Annotated in this window: 21 protein-coding genes; 2 read left to right on the forward strand and 19 right to left on the reverse strand. The window is 41.4% G+C overall.

Annotated elements, in window-relative coordinates:
• Positions 1-178: 178 nt before the first annotated feature.
• The gene (locus tag IEY03_RS15055; protein ID WP_188843190.1) at positions 179-1,312 is read left to right on the forward strand and encodes a hypothetical protein; all 1,134 of its coding nucleotides are present in this window, start codon (positions 179-181) and stop codon (positions 1,310-1,312) included.
• A 125-nt stretch (positions 1,313-1,437) separates the two neighbouring features.
• On the opposite strand, the gene glmS is transcribed toward IEY03_RS15055, so the two are convergent.
• The 18 genes from glmS to mioC all read right to left on the reverse strand — a co-directional run bounded on the left by glmS (position 1,438) and on the right by mioC (position 20,839).
• Complete coding sequence (gene glmS, locus IEY03_RS15060) at positions 1,438-3,267, reverse strand: glutamine--fructose-6-phosphate transaminase (isomerizing) (protein ID WP_188843192.1); 1,830 nt, start codon at positions 3,265-3,267, stop codon at positions 1,438-1,440.
• Between the two features lie 34 nt (positions 3,268-3,301).
• Positions 3,302-4,072, reverse strand: coding sequence for a DeoR/GlpR family DNA-binding transcription regulator (locus IEY03_RS15065; RefSeq protein WP_188843194.1), 771 nt, complete (start codon positions 4,070-4,072; stop codon positions 3,302-3,304).
• A 196-nt stretch (positions 4,073-4,268) separates the two neighbouring features.
• Positions 4,269-6,470: a TonB-dependent receptor gene (locus IEY03_RS15070; protein WP_188843196.1), complete on the reverse strand. Its 2,202-nt coding sequence runs from the start codon at positions 6,468-6,470 to the stop codon at positions 4,269-4,271.
• Between the two features lie 399 nt (positions 6,471-6,869).
• Positions 6,870-8,234 (reverse strand): bifunctional UDP-N-acetylglucosamine diphosphorylase/glucosamine-1-phosphate N-acetyltransferase GlmU, encoded by a 1,365-nt coding sequence (gene glmU, locus IEY03_RS15075; protein ID WP_188843198.1) that lies wholly within the window; start codon positions 8,232-8,234, stop codon positions 6,870-6,872.
• Between the two features lie 153 nt (positions 8,235-8,387).
• A complete protein-coding gene (locus IEY03_RS15080) occupies positions 8,388-8,816 on the reverse strand; it encodes a F0F1 ATP synthase subunit epsilon (protein WP_188843200.1) in 429 nt (142 codons plus the stop codon).
• Positions 8,817-8,852: 36 nt separating this feature from the next.
• The gene (gene atpD, locus IEY03_RS15085; protein ID WP_188843202.1) at positions 8,853-10,244 is read right to left on the reverse strand and encodes a F0F1 ATP synthase subunit beta; all 1,392 of its coding nucleotides are present in this window, start codon (positions 10,242-10,244) and stop codon (positions 8,853-8,855) included.
• 36 nt (positions 10,245-10,280) lie between these two features.
• Positions 10,281-11,141 (reverse strand): F0F1 ATP synthase subunit gamma, encoded by an 861-nt coding sequence (atpG, locus tag IEY03_RS15090; RefSeq protein WP_188843204.1) that lies wholly within the window; start codon positions 11,139-11,141, stop codon positions 10,281-10,283.
• Positions 11,142-11,192: 51 nt separating this feature from the next.
• Entirely contained in the window at positions 11,193-12,734 is a 1,542-nt protein-coding gene (gene atpA / locus IEY03_RS15095; RefSeq protein WP_188843207.1) for a F0F1 ATP synthase subunit alpha, read from the reverse strand.
• A gap of 14 nt (positions 12,735-12,748) precedes the next feature.
• Positions 12,749-13,282 (reverse strand): F0F1 ATP synthase subunit delta, encoded by a 534-nt coding sequence (atpH, locus tag IEY03_RS15100; protein ID WP_188843209.1) that lies wholly within the window; start codon positions 13,280-13,282, stop codon positions 12,749-12,751.
• A gap of 15 nt (positions 13,283-13,297) precedes the next feature.
• Complete coding sequence (atpF, locus tag IEY03_RS15105; protein WP_188843211.1) at positions 13,298-13,768, reverse strand: F0F1 ATP synthase subunit B; 471 nt, start codon at positions 13,766-13,768, stop codon at positions 13,298-13,300.
• A gap of 27 nt (positions 13,769-13,795) precedes the next feature.
• Positions 13,796-14,050 (reverse strand): F0F1 ATP synthase subunit C, encoded by a 255-nt coding sequence (gene atpE / locus IEY03_RS15110; protein WP_188843213.1) that lies wholly within the window; start codon positions 14,048-14,050, stop codon positions 13,796-13,798.
• A 37-nt stretch (positions 14,051-14,087) separates the two neighbouring features.
• Complete coding sequence (gene atpB, locus IEY03_RS15115; protein WP_188843215.1) at positions 14,088-14,909, reverse strand: F0F1 ATP synthase subunit A; 822 nt, start codon at positions 14,907-14,909, stop codon at positions 14,088-14,090.
• Between the two features lie 12 nt (positions 14,910-14,921).
• The gene (locus IEY03_RS15120) at positions 14,922-15,305 is read right to left on the reverse strand and encodes an ATP synthase subunit I (protein WP_188843217.1); all 384 of its coding nucleotides are present in this window, start codon (positions 15,303-15,305) and stop codon (positions 14,922-14,924) included.
• Between the two features lie 225 nt (positions 15,306-15,530).
• Complete coding sequence (locus IEY03_RS15125) at positions 15,531-16,409, reverse strand: ParB/RepB/Spo0J family partition protein (RefSeq protein WP_188843219.1); 879 nt, start codon at positions 16,407-16,409, stop codon at positions 15,531-15,533.
• Positions 16,410-16,418: 9 nt separating this feature from the next.
• On the reverse strand, positions 16,419-17,207 hold the full coding sequence (locus IEY03_RS15130) for a ParA family protein (RefSeq protein WP_188843221.1): 789 nt from the start codon (positions 17,205-17,207) through the stop codon (positions 16,419-16,421).
• A gap of 57 nt (positions 17,208-17,264) precedes the next feature.
• Positions 17,265-17,885, reverse strand: coding sequence for a 16S rRNA (guanine(527)-N(7))-methyltransferase RsmG (rsmG, locus tag IEY03_RS15135; RefSeq protein WP_188843223.1), 621 nt, complete (start codon positions 17,883-17,885; stop codon positions 17,265-17,267).
• A 113-nt stretch (positions 17,886-17,998) separates the two neighbouring features.
• Positions 17,999-19,888: a tRNA uridine-5-carboxymethylaminomethyl(34) synthesis enzyme MnmG gene (gene mnmG / locus IEY03_RS15140; RefSeq protein ID WP_188843225.1), complete on the reverse strand. Its 1,890-nt coding sequence runs from the start codon at positions 19,886-19,888 to the stop codon at positions 17,999-18,001.
• Between the two features lie 507 nt (positions 19,889-20,395).
• Entirely contained in the window at positions 20,396-20,839 is a 444-nt protein-coding gene (gene mioC / locus IEY03_RS15145; RefSeq protein WP_188843227.1) for an FMN-binding protein MioC, read from the reverse strand.
• A 124-nt stretch (positions 20,840-20,963) separates the two neighbouring features.
• Here mioC and IEY03_RS15150 point away from each other — a divergent pair, with 124 nt between their 5' ends.
• Positions 20,964-22,328 (forward strand): alanine/glycine:cation symporter family protein, encoded by a 1,365-nt coding sequence (locus IEY03_RS15150; RefSeq protein ID WP_188843229.1) that lies wholly within the window; start codon positions 20,964-20,966, stop codon positions 22,326-22,328.
• Between the two features lie 132 nt (positions 22,329-22,460).
• On the opposite strand, the gene fghA is transcribed toward IEY03_RS15150, so the two are convergent.
• Entirely contained in the window at positions 22,461-23,309 is an 849-nt protein-coding gene (fghA, locus tag IEY03_RS15155; protein WP_188843231.1) for an S-formylglutathione hydrolase, read from the reverse strand.
• Positions 23,310-23,372: the final 63 nt, after the last annotated feature.

The raw sequence follows: 23,372 nt of genomic DNA on the forward strand, positions 1-23,372 counted from the left end.
AATTTATTTAAGCAGACTAAATCTAATTTAAATTTACAGTAAATACTCACACAAGGCATCCAGTTAATGAATTTATAAAAGTCGTCAATGACATATAACAAAAATATCCAAGAATAAACATTGCAAAAAGCTATCAATTCATCAATATGGAGCGCTGACATTCAAAATGGACTTTTTAATGAAACAAAAGCTTATGCTTGCTGGGACAGCATTACTTGTATTTGCACTTCTTTTTATTTTTAGTGAAAATAAAACTTTAATTCAAAATGTGATACAAGCTAAAACCAATAATGAGCAGCAACTATCTACTCCACAAAATGCTCAACAAACACAAACCACAAATCAAACAGCTAGTATCCAGCCAAATATATCCCCCAATGAAATGGTGCGTTGTAATGGTATGGCTGAAATGTTTACAGACCCAATAATTGAAGATAGCTTTAATTGGTATTCGGCTAACCAAGACATTTTTTTCGACAATATTAAGCAACAGCAAACTCAACAAGCACGTATTGCTTCAGCTTTTATCAACAAAAATAAATCAATTGAAGCTGATATAAAAATGTTTGACACACTATCACAAACATATCCAAGCAATAAGTTAATAGCGTTTAACCTCATGCTACATTGCGGCTATTCCACAGTAGAAGTCTGTGATGAGACAATGATGCAAAGAGCATTAGATACTGACAACCAAAACGGTGCTCTTTGGTTGCAAATGGCAATATATCAGCTGAAATCGGCTGATGTAGAAAAAGCCAAAAAATCGCTGGTCCAGTTTATCCATTCTCAACGTTATAACGAATATTCCGGAGACTATTTATCTACAATCGATTTAGCACTTAAAGAAGCTGGGGCGAATGATGATTTATCATTAAAAATTGCGATGCTTGGTATTGCCGCCACAAGATATAAACCCAATTATTCACTGCTTATTAAGCTATGTGACAAAACAGATACTGACAATGCTTCATTATTGAATATATGTTTACAAACCAGTGAAAGATTAATTGAATCGAAAGGTGGGCTATTTACTCATCAAATGGGTTTATCAATACAAAAGAGCATGTTGGAAAAATATGGTGATTCTGAAGGGATAGCTAATAATAGCTCTGCACAAAAAGCGTTTGATACTTTTAATGAAGAAGCAAACATTGCTATGAACATGGTGCTTCGAAGCCGAAAAAGAACCGGAGACTGGTTATCGTTAAATATAGATTATGGTGAGTTAGCGGCATTAGAATACATGATTGATCAAGCAAAGCAGGCCTCAGCCAATCACCAACAAGATCAATGTGCAGTAGACTGGTAACAACAAAAGCCTATCATACCCACGCAGGTTTTCTTTCAATAAAAAGCGACTGTTCAAATGAACAGTCGCTTTAGTCTTTGGTTGATACTGCACATTGGCATATCAACCACCAGCAATAATGTTACTTACTCAACAGTAACCGATTTTGCCAAGTTACGTGGTTGGTCAACATCTGTGCCTTTAATTAATGCCACATGGTATGACAATAACTGCAGTGGAATGGTGTAAATTAGTGGTGCCATAAACTCATCACAATGCGGCACTGGGATCACCTTCATAGTGTCATCTGATTCAAACTCAGCATCTTTGTCAGCAAACACATACATTAGACCGCCACGGGCACGCACTTCTTCGACGTTTGATTTAAGCTTTTCAAGTAATTCATTGTTAGGTGCGACAACGATTACCGGCATATCTGCATCAATTAACGCCAATGGGCCATGTTTTAGCTCGCCTGAAGCATAGGCTTCTGCATGGATGTATGAAATTTCTTTCAGCTTTAGTGCGCCTTCCATTGCGATTGGATATTGATCGCCACGGCCTAAGAATAATGCATGGTGCTTGTCGGCAAAGTCTTCAGCTAGTTCAGCAATGGCATCATCTAAACCAAGGGCTTGTTCAACTTTAGCTGGCATAGATTGTAAGCTTTGGGTGATCGCGGCTTGCATTTCTTCGCTCATGCCGTTGTGACGACCTATGGCTGTGGTTAGCATCAATAAACCAGCCAATTGCACAGTAAAGGCTTTGGTTGATGCTACGCCAATTTCAGCGCCAGCTTTCATCATGTACGCCATGTCGGATTCACGTACTAATGATGAACCCGCTGAGTTACAAATGGTTAAGGTGGCTTTGTAACCCATATCTTTGGCTAAACGCAGTGCCGCTAGCGTGTCTGCTGTTTCACCCGACTGAGAAATGGTCACTAACAAGCTGTTAGGAAATAAGTGTGATTTGCGGTAGCGAAACTCAGAGGCAATTTCAACGTTACAGGATACGCCAGCCCAGTCTTCTAACCAGTAGCGCGCCGCCATACCCGCATGGTAACTGGTACCACAGGCAATAATTTGTACGTGCTTGATGTCTTTTAAAAACTCAGCGGCATTTTCACCAAAGGCAGAATCTAATACTTTACCGCCAGCGATTCGACCTTCTAACGTATGGGCTATTGCGGTTGGCTGCTCGTAGATTTCTTTAAGCATGTAGTGACGGTATTCACCTTTGTCACCCGCATCATGGGTCACTTCTGATTCTTTCACTTCACGCTTAACTGGGTTGCCGTTAACATCATAAATATTCACTTCACGACGGGTAACTTCTGCGACATCACCTTCTTCTAAAAAGGCGAATGAGCGGGTCACGGGTAATAGGGCCAGTTGATCTGAGGCAACAAAATTTTCACCTAAACCAAAACCAATCACCAATGGGCTACCACTACGAGCCACTACCATACGCTCGCTATCGCGGCGGTCGATAACAACTGTGCCGTAAGCGCCTTCAAGTTGTTTCACTGTGGCTTGTACTGCAGCTAATAAATTATCAGCAGTTTTTAATTGATGGTGAACCAAGTGGCAAATGACTTCAGTGTCTGTGTCTGATGCAAACACATAACCTAAGCCTTTTAGTTTTTCACGAAGCTTGTTGTGGTTTTCGATAATACCGTTATGTACCACGGCGATATCACCTTCAGATACATGCGGGTGAGCATTACGCTCGCTTGGCTCTCCGTGGGTTGCCCAGCGGGTATGCGCTATACCTGTGCCGCCAGCTAATGGTACTTCATCTAAAGCTGATGATAGTTCTTGCACTTTACCTAAACGGCGCGTGCGATTTAGCTCGCCATTATGGATAACCGCAACACCTGCGCTGTCATAACCGCGATATTCTAAACGGCGTAAACCTTCAACTAAAATTTCTGCTACATCTCTTTGCGCTACGGCGCCAACGATTCCACACATGATTATTTACCTATAAAATGATGTTAAATTGAATTTATGCAACGTAAGGCGCAAGTAATACTTTTACGCCTTGGTCTGTAATTGTTTGTAACGCCTCGGCTGAGATATGGTCATCGGTAACCAATACATTGATCTCGCTCCACGGCAGTTCTAAATTGGGAATTCGGCGACCGATTTTAGATGATTCAAGTAATACCACGACCTCGCGCGACATTTCGGCCATCACTTTACTCAGTCCAGTTAACTCGTTAAATGTGGTGGTGCCACGCTCTAAATCTAATCCATCAGCACCAATAAATAGCTGGTCGAAGTTATACGAACGTAATACCTGTTCAGCTACCTGACCTTGGAAAGACTCTGAATGCGGGTCCCATGTGCCACCGGTCATCAATAATGTTGGTTCATTTTCTAATTCATGAATCGCATTAGCCAATTGTAATGAATTAGTCATCACTACTAAGCCACGTAGCCCATTAAGCTGCTGCACTATGCCGGTGGTTGTGCTGCCGCTATCTATGATGATGCGATTATGATCTTTAATCAGCGCCGCAGCGGTTTTGGCTATCGCTAATTTATTAGGGGCGATTTTGGCGCTAAATTGCTGGGTCACTTCATCGGGTACGGCTACAGCGCCACCGTAACGGCGCAATAATAGACCTGTTTTTTCTAAAGTGGCCAGATCCTTTCGAATAGTGACTTCTGAAGTTTCAAAACGTAGGGATAGTTCTTCAACACTGACTTCACCTTGCTGGTTTAGCAGGTTAATAATGCTGTGACGACGTTGTTGAGTGTTACGTTTGTTCATAAAGGCGGTTATCTTTCACTTAAGTTTCGAAACGAAAGATATATTAGCAACAAATGAAACATTTTCTAGTGCTATTGAAAGATAAATAACAAAAAAGCAGCGGTAATCGCTGCTTTTTTGATAAAGATCGACAATCTCATCTGTGACATATCACCTAAAAGGATAAATCACCGAGGTAAATTATCGATTCAAAGGGCTAAAACTTTGCCTCTAGCGCCAAATTAACATTGCGCCCTTGACCAACGGTGACATCCGTTGTGCCACCACCGCTAAGATAATCTTTATCAAATAGGTTTCTGATATTCATGCGTAAACTCACATCGCTGCCCATAATAGGCATAGTATAAGCCGCCCCCACATCAACTTTAATATAATCATCTTTAGTGATGGTGTTTTGACTGTCGGCATAACGCTCGCCCACATAGGTTGCGCCAAAGTTAAGGGCAAAGTTTTCGGTCACTTCATAACGTGTCCATAAGTTTGCTGAAAACTCAGGAGCATCTATAGGGGTTTTACCATTTAAACTATCTGATGCAGGGCGAGAATATTCCGCATTTAAATACATCATTGACCCTGTAACAAACCACTTGTCGGCGACTTGACCTTGTGCACCAATTTCAGCCCCTTTATGGCGCTGTTCGCCTTCCTGGGTGGTGATATAAGTTTTACCATTAACTGGAGTAACTAATGTTTGTTGTACTGTAACATTAGATACCGTGATATCAAAAATGGCGCCCGTTAACAGTAAGCTGCCATCATATAACTCCCACTTTGCACCTAACTCATATTGAGTGCCGTACTCAGGTTCAAGATCCATCTTGTCATTGATGTCCTCTTCGTTATTAACCATCCCTTGTGGGCTAAAGCTTTGCGAATAGTTAGCATAAATGCTGCCATTTTTTGTTGGAGAGTAAATCACCCCAAACTTAGGTGAAATTGCATAGCTATTATTACCTTCGCCGTCTTTTTTCTGTTCATCATAGCGAGTGCCCACTAACGCCTGCCATGAATCATTAAAGCTAATCAGGTCTTGTAGATAGAACCCGTAATGTTTGTAATCAGATTCAGACTTTGTCGTGTCTCGGTTATAATCTAGCCCTGGATTAACCACAGGCACACCTGGCATGACGTGCTGATTCTTAGGACCTGAATCTTTTAGCTGACCATAGTAGTAATTCAATAAATTACCGCCTAATAGCAATTGATGATCAATACCTGCTGTATTAAATTGGCTGGTAAAGTCCATATAAGCCGTTTCATGTTGCCAATCATCATAGCGGTCAAATGGGCTGATAAAGTAACCTTGAGTTAATGGGTCGTCATAACACACATTTTGTTTGTTGCTGTCTTTGCCACACAAGTTAGGTGAAGTGTCTAAACGCTGACGATTAAATTGCTGGTGGTTATAACCCGTTTTAAGCTGCATATTATCGTTAATATGGTAGGTTAAATCGCCTCCTTTATTGGTGATAGTATTGTCAGTAAATGCCCATGGCATATCCCATATTAAATCTCGGCCACCGATTAACTCACCAGTACTATCTAACCAGCCTCCGCGATCAATACCTGTTTTATCTTGGGTGTGATCGTATTTTAGCGACAGCAATAAATCATCTGTGATGTCGTATTCAAGGTTGATGAAGCCTAACCAGCGGTCACGCTCTTGATGGGTTTCATCTACGCCCATAGTGTTGGCATAGTTGCGCCAGTATTGTGAATCCTGCTTAACTAATACAGTACGGTAACGCAAGGTTTGTGCATCATTGATACTGCCACCTGCATCGGCTTGAAAGCGTGTAGAACCTTGATCATCGGTATCAAAGCCCAGCTCGAATTCGGTATCGTATGTGGGCTTTTTGGTCACCATGTTAATCAAACCACCAGGGCCAGATTGACCATACAACATACTTGATGGTCCTTTTAGTACTTCAACTTGCTGTAATGTTTCTATCGGCTGCACATAGTGCGACCACTGTTGATGACCATTGATGAGATAACCTGATCCTGAATCTAATTCAAACCCACGCAAACTAAAAACCTGACGGTTCCACTTTTCACTACCGGCAGTTACACTTGAATCATTAACTAATACTTCGGATAAATTTTTAGCCAGTTGTTCATCGGTGACAAAGTCGGGAATAATTGCGACTGATTGAGGAGTATCCATTAAGTCTATGTTACCGCGCATAGCACCTGAAGCTGTGCCGACTTTATAGTGATTAAACTGTCTGCCTGTCACTTCAATTCGCTCTATATTGCTATGTGTTGCAGCGGCTTGATCTGGCGTAACGTGTAATGAAGTCGATGTAGACTGTTCTGCCTGCGCATTAAAGTGCACCGAATACGATAATAGTCCTGTTGTTACAGCTATGGCTACTGCCGAGAGTTTAGTTAACATTGATACCTCTATTAAGATGTTATACCTATTCTATGCGCGCATCTTAAATGAGAATGATTATTATTAAATATAATTTACAGTATATTTACTCTAATTGAGTTATTCGGCTTATGCGATGTATACAGAAGATTGAACTGACAAACATGAAGAGACTTAACCTCAACTAGGGTTAAGAGATGAATAGAGGATATGTAAAATACTGGAATGAGATAACTTACCATCAAACTTGAACTTTGCACTAATGACAAAGCGGATTTACGTGTCCACAGTAAATGAATTGCACACAGTTAACATTGTAAGTAACTGTTTGATATATTGACTTTTAATTAAAATTAACTGACAAAAAAGCGATAAGTGCAGTCACACTTATCGCCATTATTAGAGTCGCTAGCTAATGTATTACTTTGGCAGTTTAACCGGACGTTGCCATCCAGTAATATGACGCTGTTTTACACGAGTGATAACTAACTCACCCTCGCCAACATCTTTGGCTATAGTTGAACCTGCGCCCAAGGTGGCATTTTTACCAATTGTGACCGGAGCAATTAACTGGGTGTCACTCCCCACAAATACACCATCTTCAATAACCGTTAAAAACTTGTTCGCGCCGTCATAGTTACAGGTAATGGTACCTGCGCCAATGTTTACCCCAGCACCAATTTGAGCATCACCTAAATACGCTAGATGGCCAGCTTTTGAGCCAATGCCTAATACAGCTTTTTTCATTTCTACAAAATTACCGATATGCGCATCTTCTTTCAGCTCAGCACCTGTGCGTAAACGCGCAAATGGTCCTGCACTAGCTGATTTACCTAATTTAGCGCCTTCGATAATTGAATAAGGCTTAATTTCAGCATTATCAGCAATGTCACAATCAATTAAAATTGCACCTGCACCTATGGTGACATTATTACCTAAGGTGACTTTACCTTGAATAATCACGTTAACGTCAATCATGACATCCATACCTACGCTAACATCACCACGAATATCTATTCTGGCTGGGTCGCGTAAATTAGCACCTTCTAACATCAATTTTTCAGCCGCTCGCGCTTGATATGCTCGCTCAAGTTGGGCCAGTTGCACACGGTTATTCGCACCTTCCACTTCAATTGCTGACTGAGGTTGTGCGGTATTGATTTCAACACCATCTGCATTTGCCATGGCAATAATGTCGGTAAGGTAATATTCGCCCTGGGCATTATTATTTGATAAACGGTTTAGCCAAGCTTTTAATTGTTTGCCTGGTACAGCCATAATGCCGGTATTCACTTCTTTAATATTAAGCTGCTCTGGATTGGCATCTTTTTGTTCAACAATACCGACAACTTTTCCAGCTTCACGTACGATGCGGCCATAACCTGTTGGGTTAGGTAAATTAACCGTAAGAATTGCTAAACCATTTTCAGGACGCGCTTTTAACAACTCTTCTAAGCTGCTTTGCTGAATAAGCGGTACATCACCATAAAGAATCAACACAGTATCATCGTCGCTAATATTAGGGTTAGCTTGTGCGACAGCGTGGCCTGTACCAAGTTGTTCCGCCTGTAACACCCAATTTAAAGGTTGCTCACCCAAAGCCGCTTGCAGTTTATCGGCACCGTAACCATAAACCAATTGAATAGCCTGTGAACCTAAAGAGTTCGCTGTATCAATAACATGCTGCACCATACTTTTATGGGCTATCGGGTGTAACACTTTAGGAAGATCTGAGCGCATACGCGTTCCTTTGCCAGCAGCTAAGATCACAACATTTAACGACATGATTGATTCCTTCAAAATACCAAATAGTAAAATTGGGGCTATTTTAGCTGATTAACGCGCCAAAAGGAAAACTGCTGATATATCTGGGTGATTTAGGTGCAATAAAAAAGGCGACTCATAAATGAGTCGCCTTTTATTCAGCAAATAATCAACTTATCTGGTGATGTTTTTCTTGATGGTTTCAACAACTTTCAATTGCGCTATAGATTTAGCCAATTCAATTGTTGCCGCTTCATAATCGAAGTCCACACCTGCATTAGCAATTTTCTCTTCTGCATGGCGTTTAGCTTCTAAAGCTGCTTGCTCATCAATATCATCGGCACGCAATCCAACATCAGCAAGAACAGAAATTGAAGTAGGTTGTACTTCCAGGATTCCGCCTGAAAGGTACAGTACTTCTTCACTGCCATCTTGCTTGACCATGCGCGCCATGCCAGGTTTGATTTTTGTTAGCAAAGGAGCATGGTTAGGCATAATACCTAATTCACCTTCAGCACCAGATACTTCAAAAAAAGTAACTTCGCCGTGGTACAAGCTGTTCTCTGCACTAACAATATCAAGTTTGACTGTCATGCCTGCCATTGAGCTCTCCTTAAAGAACTAAGCTTTGCGGCCTAGTTATTTCTTTTTGTTAGCTTTTTCGACGGCTTCGTCTACTGAACCAACCATGTAGAACGCTTGCTCAGGGATGTGATCGAACTCACCTTCCAAGATACCCTTAAAGCCACGGATGGTGTCTTTAAGAGAAACGTACTTACCAGGAGAACCAGTAAAGACTTCTGCTACGAAGAAAGGTTGAGATAAGAAACGCTCAATCTTACGTGCGCGGAATACAGTTGTTTTATCATCATCTGATAATTCATCCATACCCAAAATAGCAATAATGTCTTTTAGCTCTTTGTAACGCTGTAATACAGTTTGTACACCGCTAGCAACGTCATAGTGCTCTTGACCAACAACTTGTGGATCTAACTGACGAGAAGTTGAATCCAATGGGTCAACCGCTGGGTAAATACCTAGCGATGCAATATTACGAGACAGTACAACAGTCGCATCTAAGTGAGCGAAGGTTGTTGCTGGTGACGGATCGGTTAAGTCATCCGCAGGTACATATACTGCTTGTACAGAAGTAATCGAACCAGACTTAGTTGAAGTGATACGTTCTTGAAGAACACCCATCTCTTCAGCTAGTGTTGGCTGATAACCTACCGCAGAAGGCATACGACCTAATAGTGCAGATACTTCAGTACCCGCTAAGGTATAACGGTAGATGTTGTCAACGAACAACAGTACGTCACGACCTTCGTCACGGAACTTTTCAGCGATACTCAGACCGGTTAACGCTACGCGTAAACGGTTACCTGGAGGCTCGTTCATCTGACCGTAAACCATGGCTACTTTATCAAGTACGCCTGAATCTTCCATCTCGTAGTAGAAGTCGTTACCCTCACGAGTACGCTCACCAACACCAGCGAATACAGAAAGACCCGAGTGAGCTTTAGCGATGTTGTTAATCAGTTCCATCATGTTAACTGTTTTACCAACACCCGCACCACCGAACAAACCAACTTTACCACCCTTAGCGAATGGACATACAAGGTCGATAACCTTGATACCCGTCTCTAAAAGTTCAGTCGTGTTTGATTGATCTTCATATGAAGGAGCTGAACGGTGAATTTCATAACGCTCATCTTCACCGATTGGGCCCGCTTCATCAATTGGCTCACCTAGTACGTTCATGATACGGCCAAGAGTTTTAACCCCTACCGGAACAGAAATTGGTGAACCTGAGTTTGCTACCTCTAGACCACGACGCAGACCATCAGAAGAACCCATAGCGATGGTACGAACAACACCACCACCTAGCTGCTGCTGAACTTCCAGCACCAAACCATTACAGGTACCTTCACCTGTGATCTTCAGAGCGTCATATACCTTGGGTACAGAATCTTGTGGAAACTCTACGTCCACAACCGCGCCAATTACTTGGACAACAGTACCTGTGCTCATGATTAATCCTCTAAACTTGAATTCGTTACCTAAAACCTAAACCGCTGCAGCGCCAGATACAATTTCCGACAGTTCTTGCGTAATCGCAGCCTGACGGGCCTTGTTATAAACTAACTGCAAATCGTCAATAAGTTCGCCTGCGTTGTCTGTTGCCGCTTTCATTGCCACCATACGAGCGGCTTGTTCTGAAGCGATATTTTCAACAACACCTTGATATACTTGTGATTCAATATAACGAGTTAATAGTGTTTCCAAAATTTCTTTTGGATCCGGCTCGTAGATATAATCCCAAGGATATTTAGCTACTTCTTCTTCCGATTTAGGCAAAGGTAGCAGTTGCTCGATCACAGGAGTCTGGGTCATTGTGTTAACAAACTTGTTGAACACAATAAACAGACGATCCAGTTTGCCTTCGTTGTAAGCTTTTAACATGACACGAACCGTGCCAATCAAATCACTCAGTTTTGGCGCATCGCCTAAACCTGATGTGTGGGCAGATATTTCACCACCAAAGCTTTTGAAAAACTGTACTGAGCGGGAACCAATTGGGCAAAACTCAATTTGCGCACCCTGCTTTTTCCATTCTTTCAGGTCTGTAACAACCTTTTTGAAAAGGTTAACGTTCAAACCACCACAAAGGCCACGGTCGGTTGACACAACAATGTAACCAACCCGCTTGGCATCTCGAACTTCTAACATTGGATGTTTGAATTCAAGCGTACCTTGCGCGACGTGACCGATCACCTTACGCATATTTTCTGCATATGGACGACTTGCTGCCATGCGGTCTTGCGCTTTACGCATTTTGCTGGCTGCAACCATTTCCATAGCTGAAGTGATCTTCTGAGTGTTTTTAACACTCGCGATCTTGGTTTTAATCTCTTTAGCGCCGGCCATCTCTACTCTCCAATCTGGGACCTGAGGTGCCCATAGGCACCCCGTTCATTGTTACCAGGTTTGGGTTTCAATGAACTTGTCCATGCCTGCCTTCAACTCACCTTCGATATCAGCGTTATAATCGCCAGTAGCGTTGATGGTGTTCATTAGGTCAGCATGTTGACTGTTCATGTATGAAAGCAGAGCGGCTTCAAAGCGACCGACTTCATTTAAAGCAACACCTTTCAGGTAACCTTTTTCTGCAGAGAAAATAGATACTGATTGGTCAGCAACGCTCATAGGAGCATATTGCTTTTGCTTCATTAATTCGGTTACACGCTCACCATGCTCAAGCTGAGCACGTGTTGCATCATCTAAATCAGATGCGAACTGTGAGAACGCTGCAAGCTCTCGATACTGTGCAAGTGCGGTACGAATACCACCAGACAGTTTCTTGATGATCTTAGTCTGCGCTGCACCACCAACACGAGAAACAGAAATACCTGGGTTAACAGCTGGACGTAAGCCAGAGTTAAACAAGTCAGTTTCAAGGAAGATCTGACCATCGGTAATCGAAATTACGTTAGTCGGTACGAACGCTGATACGTCACCAGCTTGGGTTTCAATAATAGGTAAAGCGGTTAAAGAACCAGTTTTGCCTGTTACTGCACCTTTAGTGAACTTTTCTACGTAGTTCTCGTTTACGCGTGAAGCACGCTCTAATAAACGAGAGTGTAGATAAAATACGTCACCTGGGTATGCTTCACGTCCTGGTGGACGCTTCAATAGCAATGAAATTTGACGGTAAGCAACAGCTTGCTTAGACAAATCATCATATACGATTAAAGAATCTTCACCGCGGTCACGGAAGTATTCACCCATAGAACAACCAGAGTATGGCGCTAAGAATTGTAATGCTGCAGCTTCTGAAGCTGATGCAACTACAACGATAGTATTAGCTAATGCACCATGTTCTTCTAGCTTGCGTACCACGTTAGCAATGGTAGAAGCTTTTTGGCCTACCGCTACGTATACACATTTAATGCCAGAATCTTTCTGGTTAATAATGGCATCGATTGCCAAAGCTGTTTTACCAGTTTGACGGTCACCGATGACCAATTCACGTTGTCCACGACCAATAGGGATCATAGAGTCAACGGCTTTATAACCTGTTTGAACAGGTTGTGATACTGACTTACGTTCAATAACACCAGGAGCAATCACTTCAACTGGAGAGAAACCATCGTTGTCGATTGGTCCTTTTCCGTCAATAGGCTCACCTAGAGTGTTAACAACGCGGCCAAGTAGACCACGACCGACTGGTACTTCAAGAATACGACCAGTTGTTCTTACTTTTGCGCCTTCAGCTAAATTAGCATAAGGGCCCATTACTACGGCACCGACAGAATCACGTTCTAAGTTCAACGCGATTGCAAAACGGCCACCAGGCAGTTCGATCATTTCACCTTGCATTACATCGGCTAGGCCGTTAATGCGAATGATGCCGTCACTTACTGCAACGATAGTACCTTCGTTGCGAGCTTCACTAACGACGTCGAACTGCTCGATCCGCTGCTTAATCAGATCGCTGATTTCAGTGGAATTCAGTTGCATGCTCAAACTCCCAATTACGACTGCAGCTTGTCAGACAAACGCGATAACTTACCGCTTACCGAGCCATCAATGACTAGGTCGCCTGATTTAATTATCACACCGCCGATTAGCGATGGATCAATGCTGCAATTCAGCTTAACTTTGCGTGCGAGACGTTTCTCTAAAGAAACACTAATTTGCTGTTGTTGCTCTGCGCTTAGCTCAGTAGCAGAAACCACATCAGCTTCTACTTCTTTCGCCCACTCATTGCGGTATTCAGCAAAAAGTAGAGACACTGTAGGCAGTATCCCTAAACGACCGTTTTCAGCCATTACCTTTATCAGGTTTTGACCTTGCTCGTTGACTTGCTCACCACATACTTTAATAAATAGTGAAGCTAGTTCCGCACTCGCTAAAGTGCCATTAAGCAATGGTTTCATTGATTCATTTTCAGTAACCAATGACGCGAAAGTTAGCATTTCTGTCCAACTTTCTACTGCTTTATGTTCAACTGCAAAATCAAAAGCTGCCTTTGCGTAAGGGCGAGCGATGGTGCTTAATTCAGCCATTACTCAACTCCCTTATCAAATTTCAGCAACAAGTTTATTAACTATGTCACTGTGGGCGGCTGGGTCAATCGAACGTTCAAGAATCTTCTCTGCGCCAATAATGGCTAGAGCAGCAACTTGCTTACGCAAGTCATCTTTTACGCGATTACGTTCGTTCTCAATTTCTGCTTTACCCTGAGCGACAATTTTAGCCCGCTCAGCATCTGCTTCAGCTTTTGCTTCTTCAACGATTTGAGCTTTGCGCTTGTTAGCTTGCTCAATAATTTCGTTAGCAGTTGCTTTAGCGTCTTTAAGTTGCTCAGTAGCTTTCGCTTGAGCTAACTCTAGATCTTTTGCAGCACGGCCGGCATCAGCCAGACCATCAGCAATCTTCTTTTGGCGCTCTTCGATTGCATTCATCAACGGCGGCCATACAAACTTCATGCAGAACCACACAAAGAGCGCAAAAGATATTGCTTGGCCTAGCAGGGTAGCGTTAATACTCATAACGTCAACTCCTTACAGGGTGCTAGATTAGCCAAGTTGAGCTAAGAATGGGTTCGCGAATACGAAGAATAATGCAACACCAACTGCAATCATAGAGATCGCATCTAGTAGACCCGCTACGATGAACATCTTAGTTTGTAACGCTGGCGCTAGCTCAGGTTGACGTGCAGAAGCTTCTAAGAACTTACCACCTAAGATTGCGAAGCCGATAGCAGTACCTAAAGCAGCTAGGCCAATCATGATAGCAACAGCGATTGCCGTAAAACCAATTACAGTTTCCATTTTATCTCCGATAAATATCTAATTATCAATTTCTAAATTAATGTTCTTCATGAGCCATGCTTAAATAAACAATCGTCAGCATCATGAAAATAAAGGCCTGCAGCACAATGACCAAAATATGGAATATCGCCCAAGGCACTGAAAGTGCGAACTGAGCCCACCAAGGCATAAGTGCAATCAGAATAAAAATCAACTCACCTGCATACAGGTTACCAAACAGACGAAGCGCCAATGAAATAGGCTTCGCAACCAAAGTAACTGTTTCCAATACTAAATTGACTGGAATCAATAACCAATGATTGAAAGGTTGTAATGTTAGTTCCTTAGTGAAACCGCCAATACCCTTAACTTTTATGCTGTAAAACACAATCAACACAAACACACTTAAGGACATACCTAAAGTAACGTTTAAGTCGGTGGTTGGTACAATTTTAAGGTAAGGAACACCTAATAATCTGTTTGCAGCTTCAGGTATAAAATCAACCGGAATTAAGTCCATTAAGTTCATCAGGAAAATCCAGACGAAAATAGTCAGACCTAATGGTGCGATAACTGCATTACGACCATTGAATGAATCTTTTGCAATTTTATCAACACCTTCCACGCACATTTCAACGAAACATTGAAATTTACCTGGAACACCTGTGGTTGCTTTTTTTCCTGCTTTGCGGAATAACCACAAAAACAAGACCCCAAGGCCTACTGAAAACAAAAGTGAGTCAATGTGCCAAGTCCAAAACCCGGCATCTTGACATGCATAGTTAAAAGCAACTCCGCCATCGGCAGAACACATTTTCGCATTAGTCAGGTGATGCTGGATATACTCGGAAGCATTTAATGCTTCACCAGTTGTCGCCATGATTAATCTCACTTAATTTTGCTTGAAGTATAAAGGGACTGCCCAAGGTACTATTAATCCTAAAGCGTAGGTTGAAAATAGTGGTGCGAACACCATATCTAACAGACCAAAAGCAATAGCAAACAACACAATGGTAAGCAGCAACTTTACCGCTTCCCCCAGAAAAAACGATTGAACGACCTTTCCTGACGCACTTGCCCCCGCATGGGAAAAGGCTAGGGTTGCGAATACAAAATTAGGCAATACAGCAATAACACCTCCTGCAAAAGCAGAAAGTCCATACTGAAAGCCCCACAGAGCGAAAAGTAAAATTGAAGTTACCCCAACTATCGCCGCCTGAATGATCACTAATTTATAAGCTGATTTTCGGCCACGACGCGCTAAAACATTACTCAATTTTCTCTCTCCGCATTCGTGCTTTTTGCGGGCATAAGTCTAAATTAACTTTATTAACCCAGCCTTAACTTACAAAAAGCCTGCAAAGTATACCTTTTCGCGCTTTGTTTGCAACTTTGATGAGTGTAAAACAGCTATTTTAAAGGTGATTTGCGTCTAGAACTGCGAAAACAAAAAATATAGCTGTGTCACAAACTTACTGATGAAATGAAATTTTGTTAAAATTTAGTGAATTTTATTTAGAATACCGTCTAATTCAGCGAGGTTTTGGTAATTTATTACAATTTTCCCTTTGCCTTTAGTGCCATGATTGATAGCAACTTTAGCGCCCAATTTCTCAATTAACTGTTGCTCCAAGCGGCTTACATCGTGATCTTTAGTTGGAGTTTCAGGGGTTTTAACCGGATTTAATGCTTTATTGACTAACCGTTCTGTTTCACGAACAGTCATTTCTTTTGATACAACTAATCTAGCCAGATTTGTTTGCTCATCACCTTCAATTGCCAACAATGCACGTGCATGTCCCATATCTATATCACCATATTCTAATAAACGTTTTACTGGCTCATTTAAGCTATTTAAACGTAATAAATTAGATACTGATGCACGCGATTTACCTACCGCATCGGCTACTTGTTGATGAGTTAACTCAAACTCGGTTAATAGACGCTGTAATGCAATCGCTTCTTCCATCGCATTAAGATCTTCACGTTGAATATTTTCAATCAATGCGATTGCCACTGCTGCATCATCGGCAACTTGTTTAACTAAACAAGGGACTTTATCCAGCTTGGCAAGTTGAGCGGCGCGCCAACGACGTTCACCAGCAATGATTTCATATTTAAACTCTGATACTTTACGCACAACAATTGGTTGAATAATCCCCTGAGATCGAATTGATTCAGCTAGTTCTTCTAATGCTTCAGGTGACATATCCTTACGCGGTTGATATTTGCCTGGTTGCAATAAGTCTAAGTCGAGATGAATCAATTCATTGTCGATTGTATTTTCAGCTTGCTGAATATCAGATTTTCGACTTGCTGCATTGCTATGGCTCAGTAAGGCATCCAGTCCTTTACCTAAACCGCGTTTTTTTACCGTCATTATTTAATCCTACGCTTCTTGAATGGGTGCTTGCTGTTCTGCTCGGCGAATAATTTCACCCGCTAAGGCCAAGTATGCCTTTGCGCCGGCACTCGTTTTGTCATAATACATGGCAGGTGCACCAAAACTTGGCGCTTCAGCTAAACGAATATTTCTTGGGATCACGGTGCGATATACTTTCTCACCAAAATGTTGTTTTAATTGATCTGATACATCATTTGACAGTCGATTACGTGGATCGTACATGGTACGTAAAATCCCTTCGATTGTGAGTGTTGGATTAACCATAGCTCCCAGTTTGGTTATGGTATCAATCAAGGCTGTAAGCCCTTCCAATGCATAATATTCACATTGCATAGGCACGAGGACAGAATCTGCTGCTGACATGGCATTTACCGTCAGCATGTTTAGTGAGGGAGGACAATCAATGAAAATATAATCGTAATGATCTCTGATGGGTGCCAGTGCATTACGTAAACGGATCTCACGGGCATAGAATTCCATCAATTTGATTTCAGCAGCTGTGACATCACCGTTACCCGCAATCAGATCATACTTACCCGCAGTATTTTTGATCACGATGTCTTCAAAAGGTTTTTCTTCTACCAATAATTCATATGCGGTATTTTCGACTTCATATTTGTCAACACCGCTGCCCATAGTGGCATTGCCTTGTGGATCTAAATCAATCAACAACACTTTACGCTTTGTGGCGGCAAGTGATGCGGCTAAATTTACGCAAGTAGTTGTTTTTCCTACGCCACCTTTTTGGTTGGCTACGGCAATGATTTTACCCACAATGTCATCCTGTTTATAATTATTGATGTCCGGTATACGTATATCTGCTAGTGAGTATTACACTTTTACCAATTTTAATAAATGTCGCTGTTCATCAAGCTTTGGTACTTCTAATGCAATGGTATCAACAAGTTTAAACTCTGTAGGTATTGCAGCGATTTCAGCTGCCGTTAACTGACCTTTTAAGGCATAAAATAAGCCATTTTCTTTAGGTAAGTGGTGACACCAATTCAACATGTCAGAAATAGAGGCGAATGCTCGACTTAATACACCATCAAATTTTTGTTCCGGTTGATAAGCTTCAACCCGACTTTCTATTGAGCTAAAGTTATTAATTTTTAACTCAAATTGTACCTGCTTTTGAAAACGGATCCGTTTTCCCAAACTATCTAGTAATACAAATTCTTTATCTGGATTTAAAATGGCTAATGGAATCCCCGGTAATCCTGGGCCAGTACCTACATCAATAAAACGTTGACCTTCAAGATAAGGCGATACAACTAAACTGTCCATCACATGGCGGATTAACATTTGTTCAGGTGACCGTACAGAGGTTAAATTGTACGCTTTATTCCATTTGTTAAGCATTTCAACAAAGCCAACAAGTTGTTTTTGCTGTAATTCAGTTGCTGAAATTTCCATTTCAGCCAAATAATCACTAAGTTGAGCAGCTAACACAGATAATGCCTCTTTAATTTAAAACCATTTGCTTCGGTATTATGAAGCCGTAAAAGCACTAAGGGAAGCCTTATGGCTCCCCTTATTATTGAGTTCGATCAGTTTGTTTAATTTTATGCCGTTTTTCTTAATAAACCGCGTTTTTTCAAATGCACTAACAAAATTGAGATTGCCGCCGGTGTAATACCCGAAATACGAGATGCCTGGCCAACGGTATCAGGTTTATGGTTATTCAACTTAGCGATCACTTCATTTGATAACCCAGGCACCTCTTGGTAATCCAGATCCAAGGGTAATAATGAGTTTTCATGGCGAATGGCTTTATCAACTTCATCTTGCTGACGTTGAATATAACCAGAATATTTTACTTGTATTTGCACCTGTTCAGCAGCACGTGGATCCTCTAGTCCGGGACCAAACCCTTCTAAAGACATTAATTTTGGATAATCCATTTCAGGTCGACGCAGTAAATCTTCAAATTTAGCTTCCCGTGATATAGGGGTATTTAAATGTGGATTTAATACATCAAGTAACGGTGAATTTGGGTGTACCCATTGGCTGCGTAAACGCTGCAACTCTAATTCGATCGACTCACGTTTTTCACTGAATTTAGCCCAACGTTCGTCATTAACCAATCCAAGCTCACGACCTTTTTCAGTCAAGCGTAAATCGGCATTATCTTCACGAAGTAGTAGGCGATATTCTGCACGGCTAGTGAACATTCTGTAGGGTTCTTTAGTACCTAAAGTTGATAAATCATCAACTAAAACACCAAGATAAGCTTCGTCACGACGTGGGCACCAGCTGTCTTTACCTTGAACTTGCAGGCTTGCGTTCATCCCAGCAAGTAAACCTTGTGCACCGGCTTCTTCATAACCAGTAGTACCATTGATTTGTCCAGCAAAGAACAAACCATTGATCGCTTTGGTTTCTAGTGAGTTTTTAAGATCCCGTGGATCAAAATAATCATATTCAATTGCATAGCCAGGGCGAACGATCTCAGCATTTTCCATACCTTTGATCGAACGAACTAAATTCAGCTGAACATCAAAAGGTAAACTGGTTGAAATACCATTTGGATATATTTCGTTGGTTGTTAATCCTTCAGGTTCAATAAATATTTGATGTGAGGATTTGTCTGCAAAGCGGTGAATTTTATCTTCAATCGATGGACAATATCTAGGACCAATACCTTCGATAACACCAGAGTACATAGGACTTCTGTCTAACCCTCCACGAATAATATCGTGGGTTTTTTCGTTAGTATGAGTGATGTAACACGAAATTTGCTTAGGGTGTTGGCTTACATCCCCTAAAAAAGACATGACAGGCAATGGTGTATCACCTTTTTGCTCAGTCATTTGGTCAAAATCTATAGTATTGGCATCAATACGCGGTGGTGTACCCGTTTTTAATCGGCCAACACGTATTGGTAATTCACGTAAACGATTAGCTAATGCGATAGCCGGTGGATCACCAGCACGACCACCGCTGTAATTTTGTAATCCTATATGGATTTTACCGCTTAAAAATGTACCGGTAGTTAATACTACGGCTGGAGCTTCAAATGCCAATCCCATCTGGGTAACTACACCAACAACTTTATTATTTTCAACAACTAAGTCATCTACTGCCTGTTGGAATATACGTAAGTTAACTTGATTTTGAAGAATTTGTTGTATCTTTTGACGATACAAAGCGCGGTCAGCTTGAGCACGTGTTGCTCGTACCGCTGGGCCTTTACTCGAATTTAACGTTCTAAATTGAATGCCTGCGTAGTCAGTTGCAATAGCCATTGAGCCGCCTAGGGCATCGATCTCTTTGACCAAATGACCTTTACCAATCCCGCCAATTGCTGGATTACAGGACATTTGTCCTAGGGTATCGATATTGTGTGTCAGCAATAAGGTTTTTGAGCCCATTCTTGCAGCAGCAAGTGCCGCTTCAGTTCCGGCATGACCACCACCTACAACAATTACATCAAACCGTTCATGAAAATGCATCTTGGACCTACGTTAGCTAATTTTATTTAATCAAAAATAAATGGAGTAAAAAGATTATTCAGTTTGAGTCGATGATCAGTCGAGTTCAAATTGAGCAGATCATTTTAGCATTTGCAGGGCTCATCATGAAAGATCATTTTTGCTTGTTTGATCCAAAGTGGCTTGAGTAAAAGATCTTAAGATCTTTATATAGATCTTCTTATTATGTTTACTATTAAGATCGTCAATATCTGTGGGTAACGCTAATTTTTATTAATAATTATGATGTTACACGATCCTATTCCTGTGATCTGTTCGCGATCAAACCTGATATAACATGTGGGTAGATCGCATGGTTATCCACAGGGGGGATCTTAATCAAGATCGGGTAGTGAACAGTACAGAGTTATGATCGCATAAAATAATAGCTTATCCACAAAGTTATAAATAAAAATGACATTTTGTGGATAAACTGGATCTAAAGTGTGGGTTAATGATCTTTTATCACAATATTATTCTAAAATTGATCTATATGATCTGATCTTCCCAATCAGATAACCATGATAAAGCGGGCTCTTCAGGGATGGGATCGCGTTGTACATCAATTTGGATCTTATCCACAAATGCTTTTGCTCCCGCAGCTTCAAAGAGGGATATTAATTTTTCAGGCCCTTGGCAGAATGTATCGTAACTGGAATCGCCAACTGCACATAAAGCGAACTGATGCTGGCTGAGATCGGGGTTTTCAAGCATCAATTGTTTGTAAAAAGGCTGAATATTATCGGGTAGATCGCCGGCTCCATGGGTAGAACACACTAAGATCCATAGTGGATAATCTGCCAATTCAGCCAAATTAGGGTCTAACATTACGCTTGTTTGATGACCTTTTGCCACTAATTGGGCCGCAAGATCGTCAGCGATATACTCTGTTCCACCCAATGTTGTGCCTACTAATAACGCTATATTTGCCATTTTTACTCCGAAAATATTGAAGATATTGAACTATTTTGCCCCATCAGGACGAATTTTCCATTGCACCTTGAGCTGAGACTCAGTAGTTTTAGCTTAATCAATTTACAATTTAGTAACATTTATTATGACTTTAGTTGAACTGACTCAGCAACTTGCCGATATGGCTTGGGGCCCACATATGCTTATTCTACTTGTGGGTGGCGGATTATTCTTCCTGATTTACTCTCGTTTTGTTCCTTTTCGTTATATTGGTCACGCGATTAATATTGTTAGGGGGAAATATCCAGATGACGGTGCCGAAGGTCACATTAGTCATGCTGGCGCACTATCGAGTGCTATGGCTGGCACTGTGGGGATGGGTAATATAGGCAGTGTGGCTGTGGCGATTATGGTTGGTGGTCCTGGGGCTATTTTTTGGATGTGGATCAGTGCAATCGTAGGGATGGCGACTAAATTTTTTACCTGTACTTTAGCCATTATGTACCGTGGAAAAGATGAAAACGGTGATGTACAAGGGGGACCTATGTACATTATTACCCAAGGATTGGCTAAAAAATGGCACTTTTTGGCAGTATTTTTTTGTGTCGTTGGCCTAGTGGGGAACTTTCCTTTATTTAACTCAAATCAATTAGTGCAAATTATTCGGGAATGGTTAATCGTTAAACCGGGTTACTTTCCGGCAGATCAATCTACATTTGTGCTGGATCTTGGCTTAGGGATCATTGTGATGTTGATTGTGGCAAGTGTTATTTTAGGTGGGATCAAACGTATTGCTACCGTGGCATCAAAAGTAGTGCCATTGATGATCTTCATTTATATGAGCTGTGCCTTTTATGTCATAGCGACCAATTTAGCAGATATACCGGGTTACTTTGCGCTTATTTTTACTGAAGCATTTTCATTAAACTCGGTTGGCGGTGGCATTTTAGGCACTATGTTGATTGGCATTCGTCGTGCTGCTTTTTCAAATGAAGCGGGAATAGGGACTGAGGTTATGGCCCATGGTAGTGCTAAAACCAATGAGCCTGTTAAAGAAGGTTTAGTGGCTATGCTTGGCCCAGCTATTGACACTTTAATGGTGTGTACGGCAACGGCAATGATTATCTTGATATCAGGTGTTTGGCAGGGAACAGAGTCAGAGGGGGTTAATTTATCGGCTCAGGCATTTAGTGTCACCATGCCAGGAGTTGGGCCTTATTTACTGATCCTATGTGTGGTGTTTTTTAGCATCAGTACCATCTTTACCCAAGCTTTTTATGGCGGGCAGTGTTTCGCATTTTTGTTTGGTCGCAGTAAGATTCGTTATTACCAATATTTTTATTTATTGGCTATTTTGTTTGCCGCTACTGCGAGTTTACAGGAAATTGTCAATATCATTGATGCGGCATACGCTTTAATGGCTATTCCGACAATGACATCTGCAATTCTGCTCGCACCGAAAGTGAAAGCCGCCTCAGTAAGCTATTTTGCGCGATTAAAATCTAACTAATCTTGGATTTAGATAGTAATGGTATAAAAAAAGGAATGCATCAGCATTCCTTTTTTATACCGTCTTTACCAACAAATACTATCATCAATAATAGCTTGCAAGTGTTTTTCGATAGCTTTAGTTCATCGTCATTTAGTTAAAATGCTGTGCATGGAAACGCAAGTGTTCTTCTATAAAACTGGCGATAAAGTAATAGCTATGATCATAGCCTTGCTGCATACGTAGCACTAATGGATAACCTACTTGCTCAGCGGCTTGAGTTAGTGCTTGTGGGGCTAATTGTTCGGTTAAGAAAGTATCACTTTCGCCTTGATCCACCAGCGCGGGAATAAAGGATTGCGGATCGGTAAGTTTTTTCAACAATTCACTGCTGTCATATTCAAACCATGTTTGGCTGTTTTTACCTAAATAACCATTGAATGCTTTTTTACCCCAAGGGCAATTGATTGGATTACAGATTGGACTGAATGCCGACACACTGGTGTATTTTTGCAAGTTTTTAAAGGCAATAGACAATGCGCCGTGGCCGCCCATCGAATGGCCACTGATGGCCCGCTGTTTAGTGACTGGAAAATGGGTTTCAATGAGGGCTGGCAATTCGTTTACCACATAATCATACATTTGATAATGTGCTTTGTATGGCGCTTGTGTGGCATTGAGATAAAAGCCTGCACCTAAGCCAAAGTCGTAGGCACCATCATTATCATCGGCAACATTTTCACCTCTTGGGCTGGTATCTGGACAAACAATTGCCATCCCTAACATCGCGGCAATCTTTAACGCTCCTGCTTTTTGCATAAAGTTTTCATCGGTACAGGTTAGCCCCGATAACCAATACAAAACAGGCACGTTTTGCTGCTGTGCTTGCGGTGGTAAGAAAATAGCAAAACGCATCTGACATTGGGTACTTGTTGACTGATGGCTAAATTGTTTATGCCAGCCATTAAATACTTTGGCAGAACTGACTTGTTCGATAGTCATCTCGGTTCCTTTGTTTGAGCCTATAAATACCTAGTAAAATTATTATTCATAAATAAATTCACC

The sequence above is a fragment of the Shewanella aestuarii genome (assembly GCF_014647215.1).
Classification (GTDB): domain Bacteria; phylum Pseudomonadota; class Gammaproteobacteria; order Enterobacterales; family Shewanellaceae; genus Shewanella; species Shewanella aestuarii.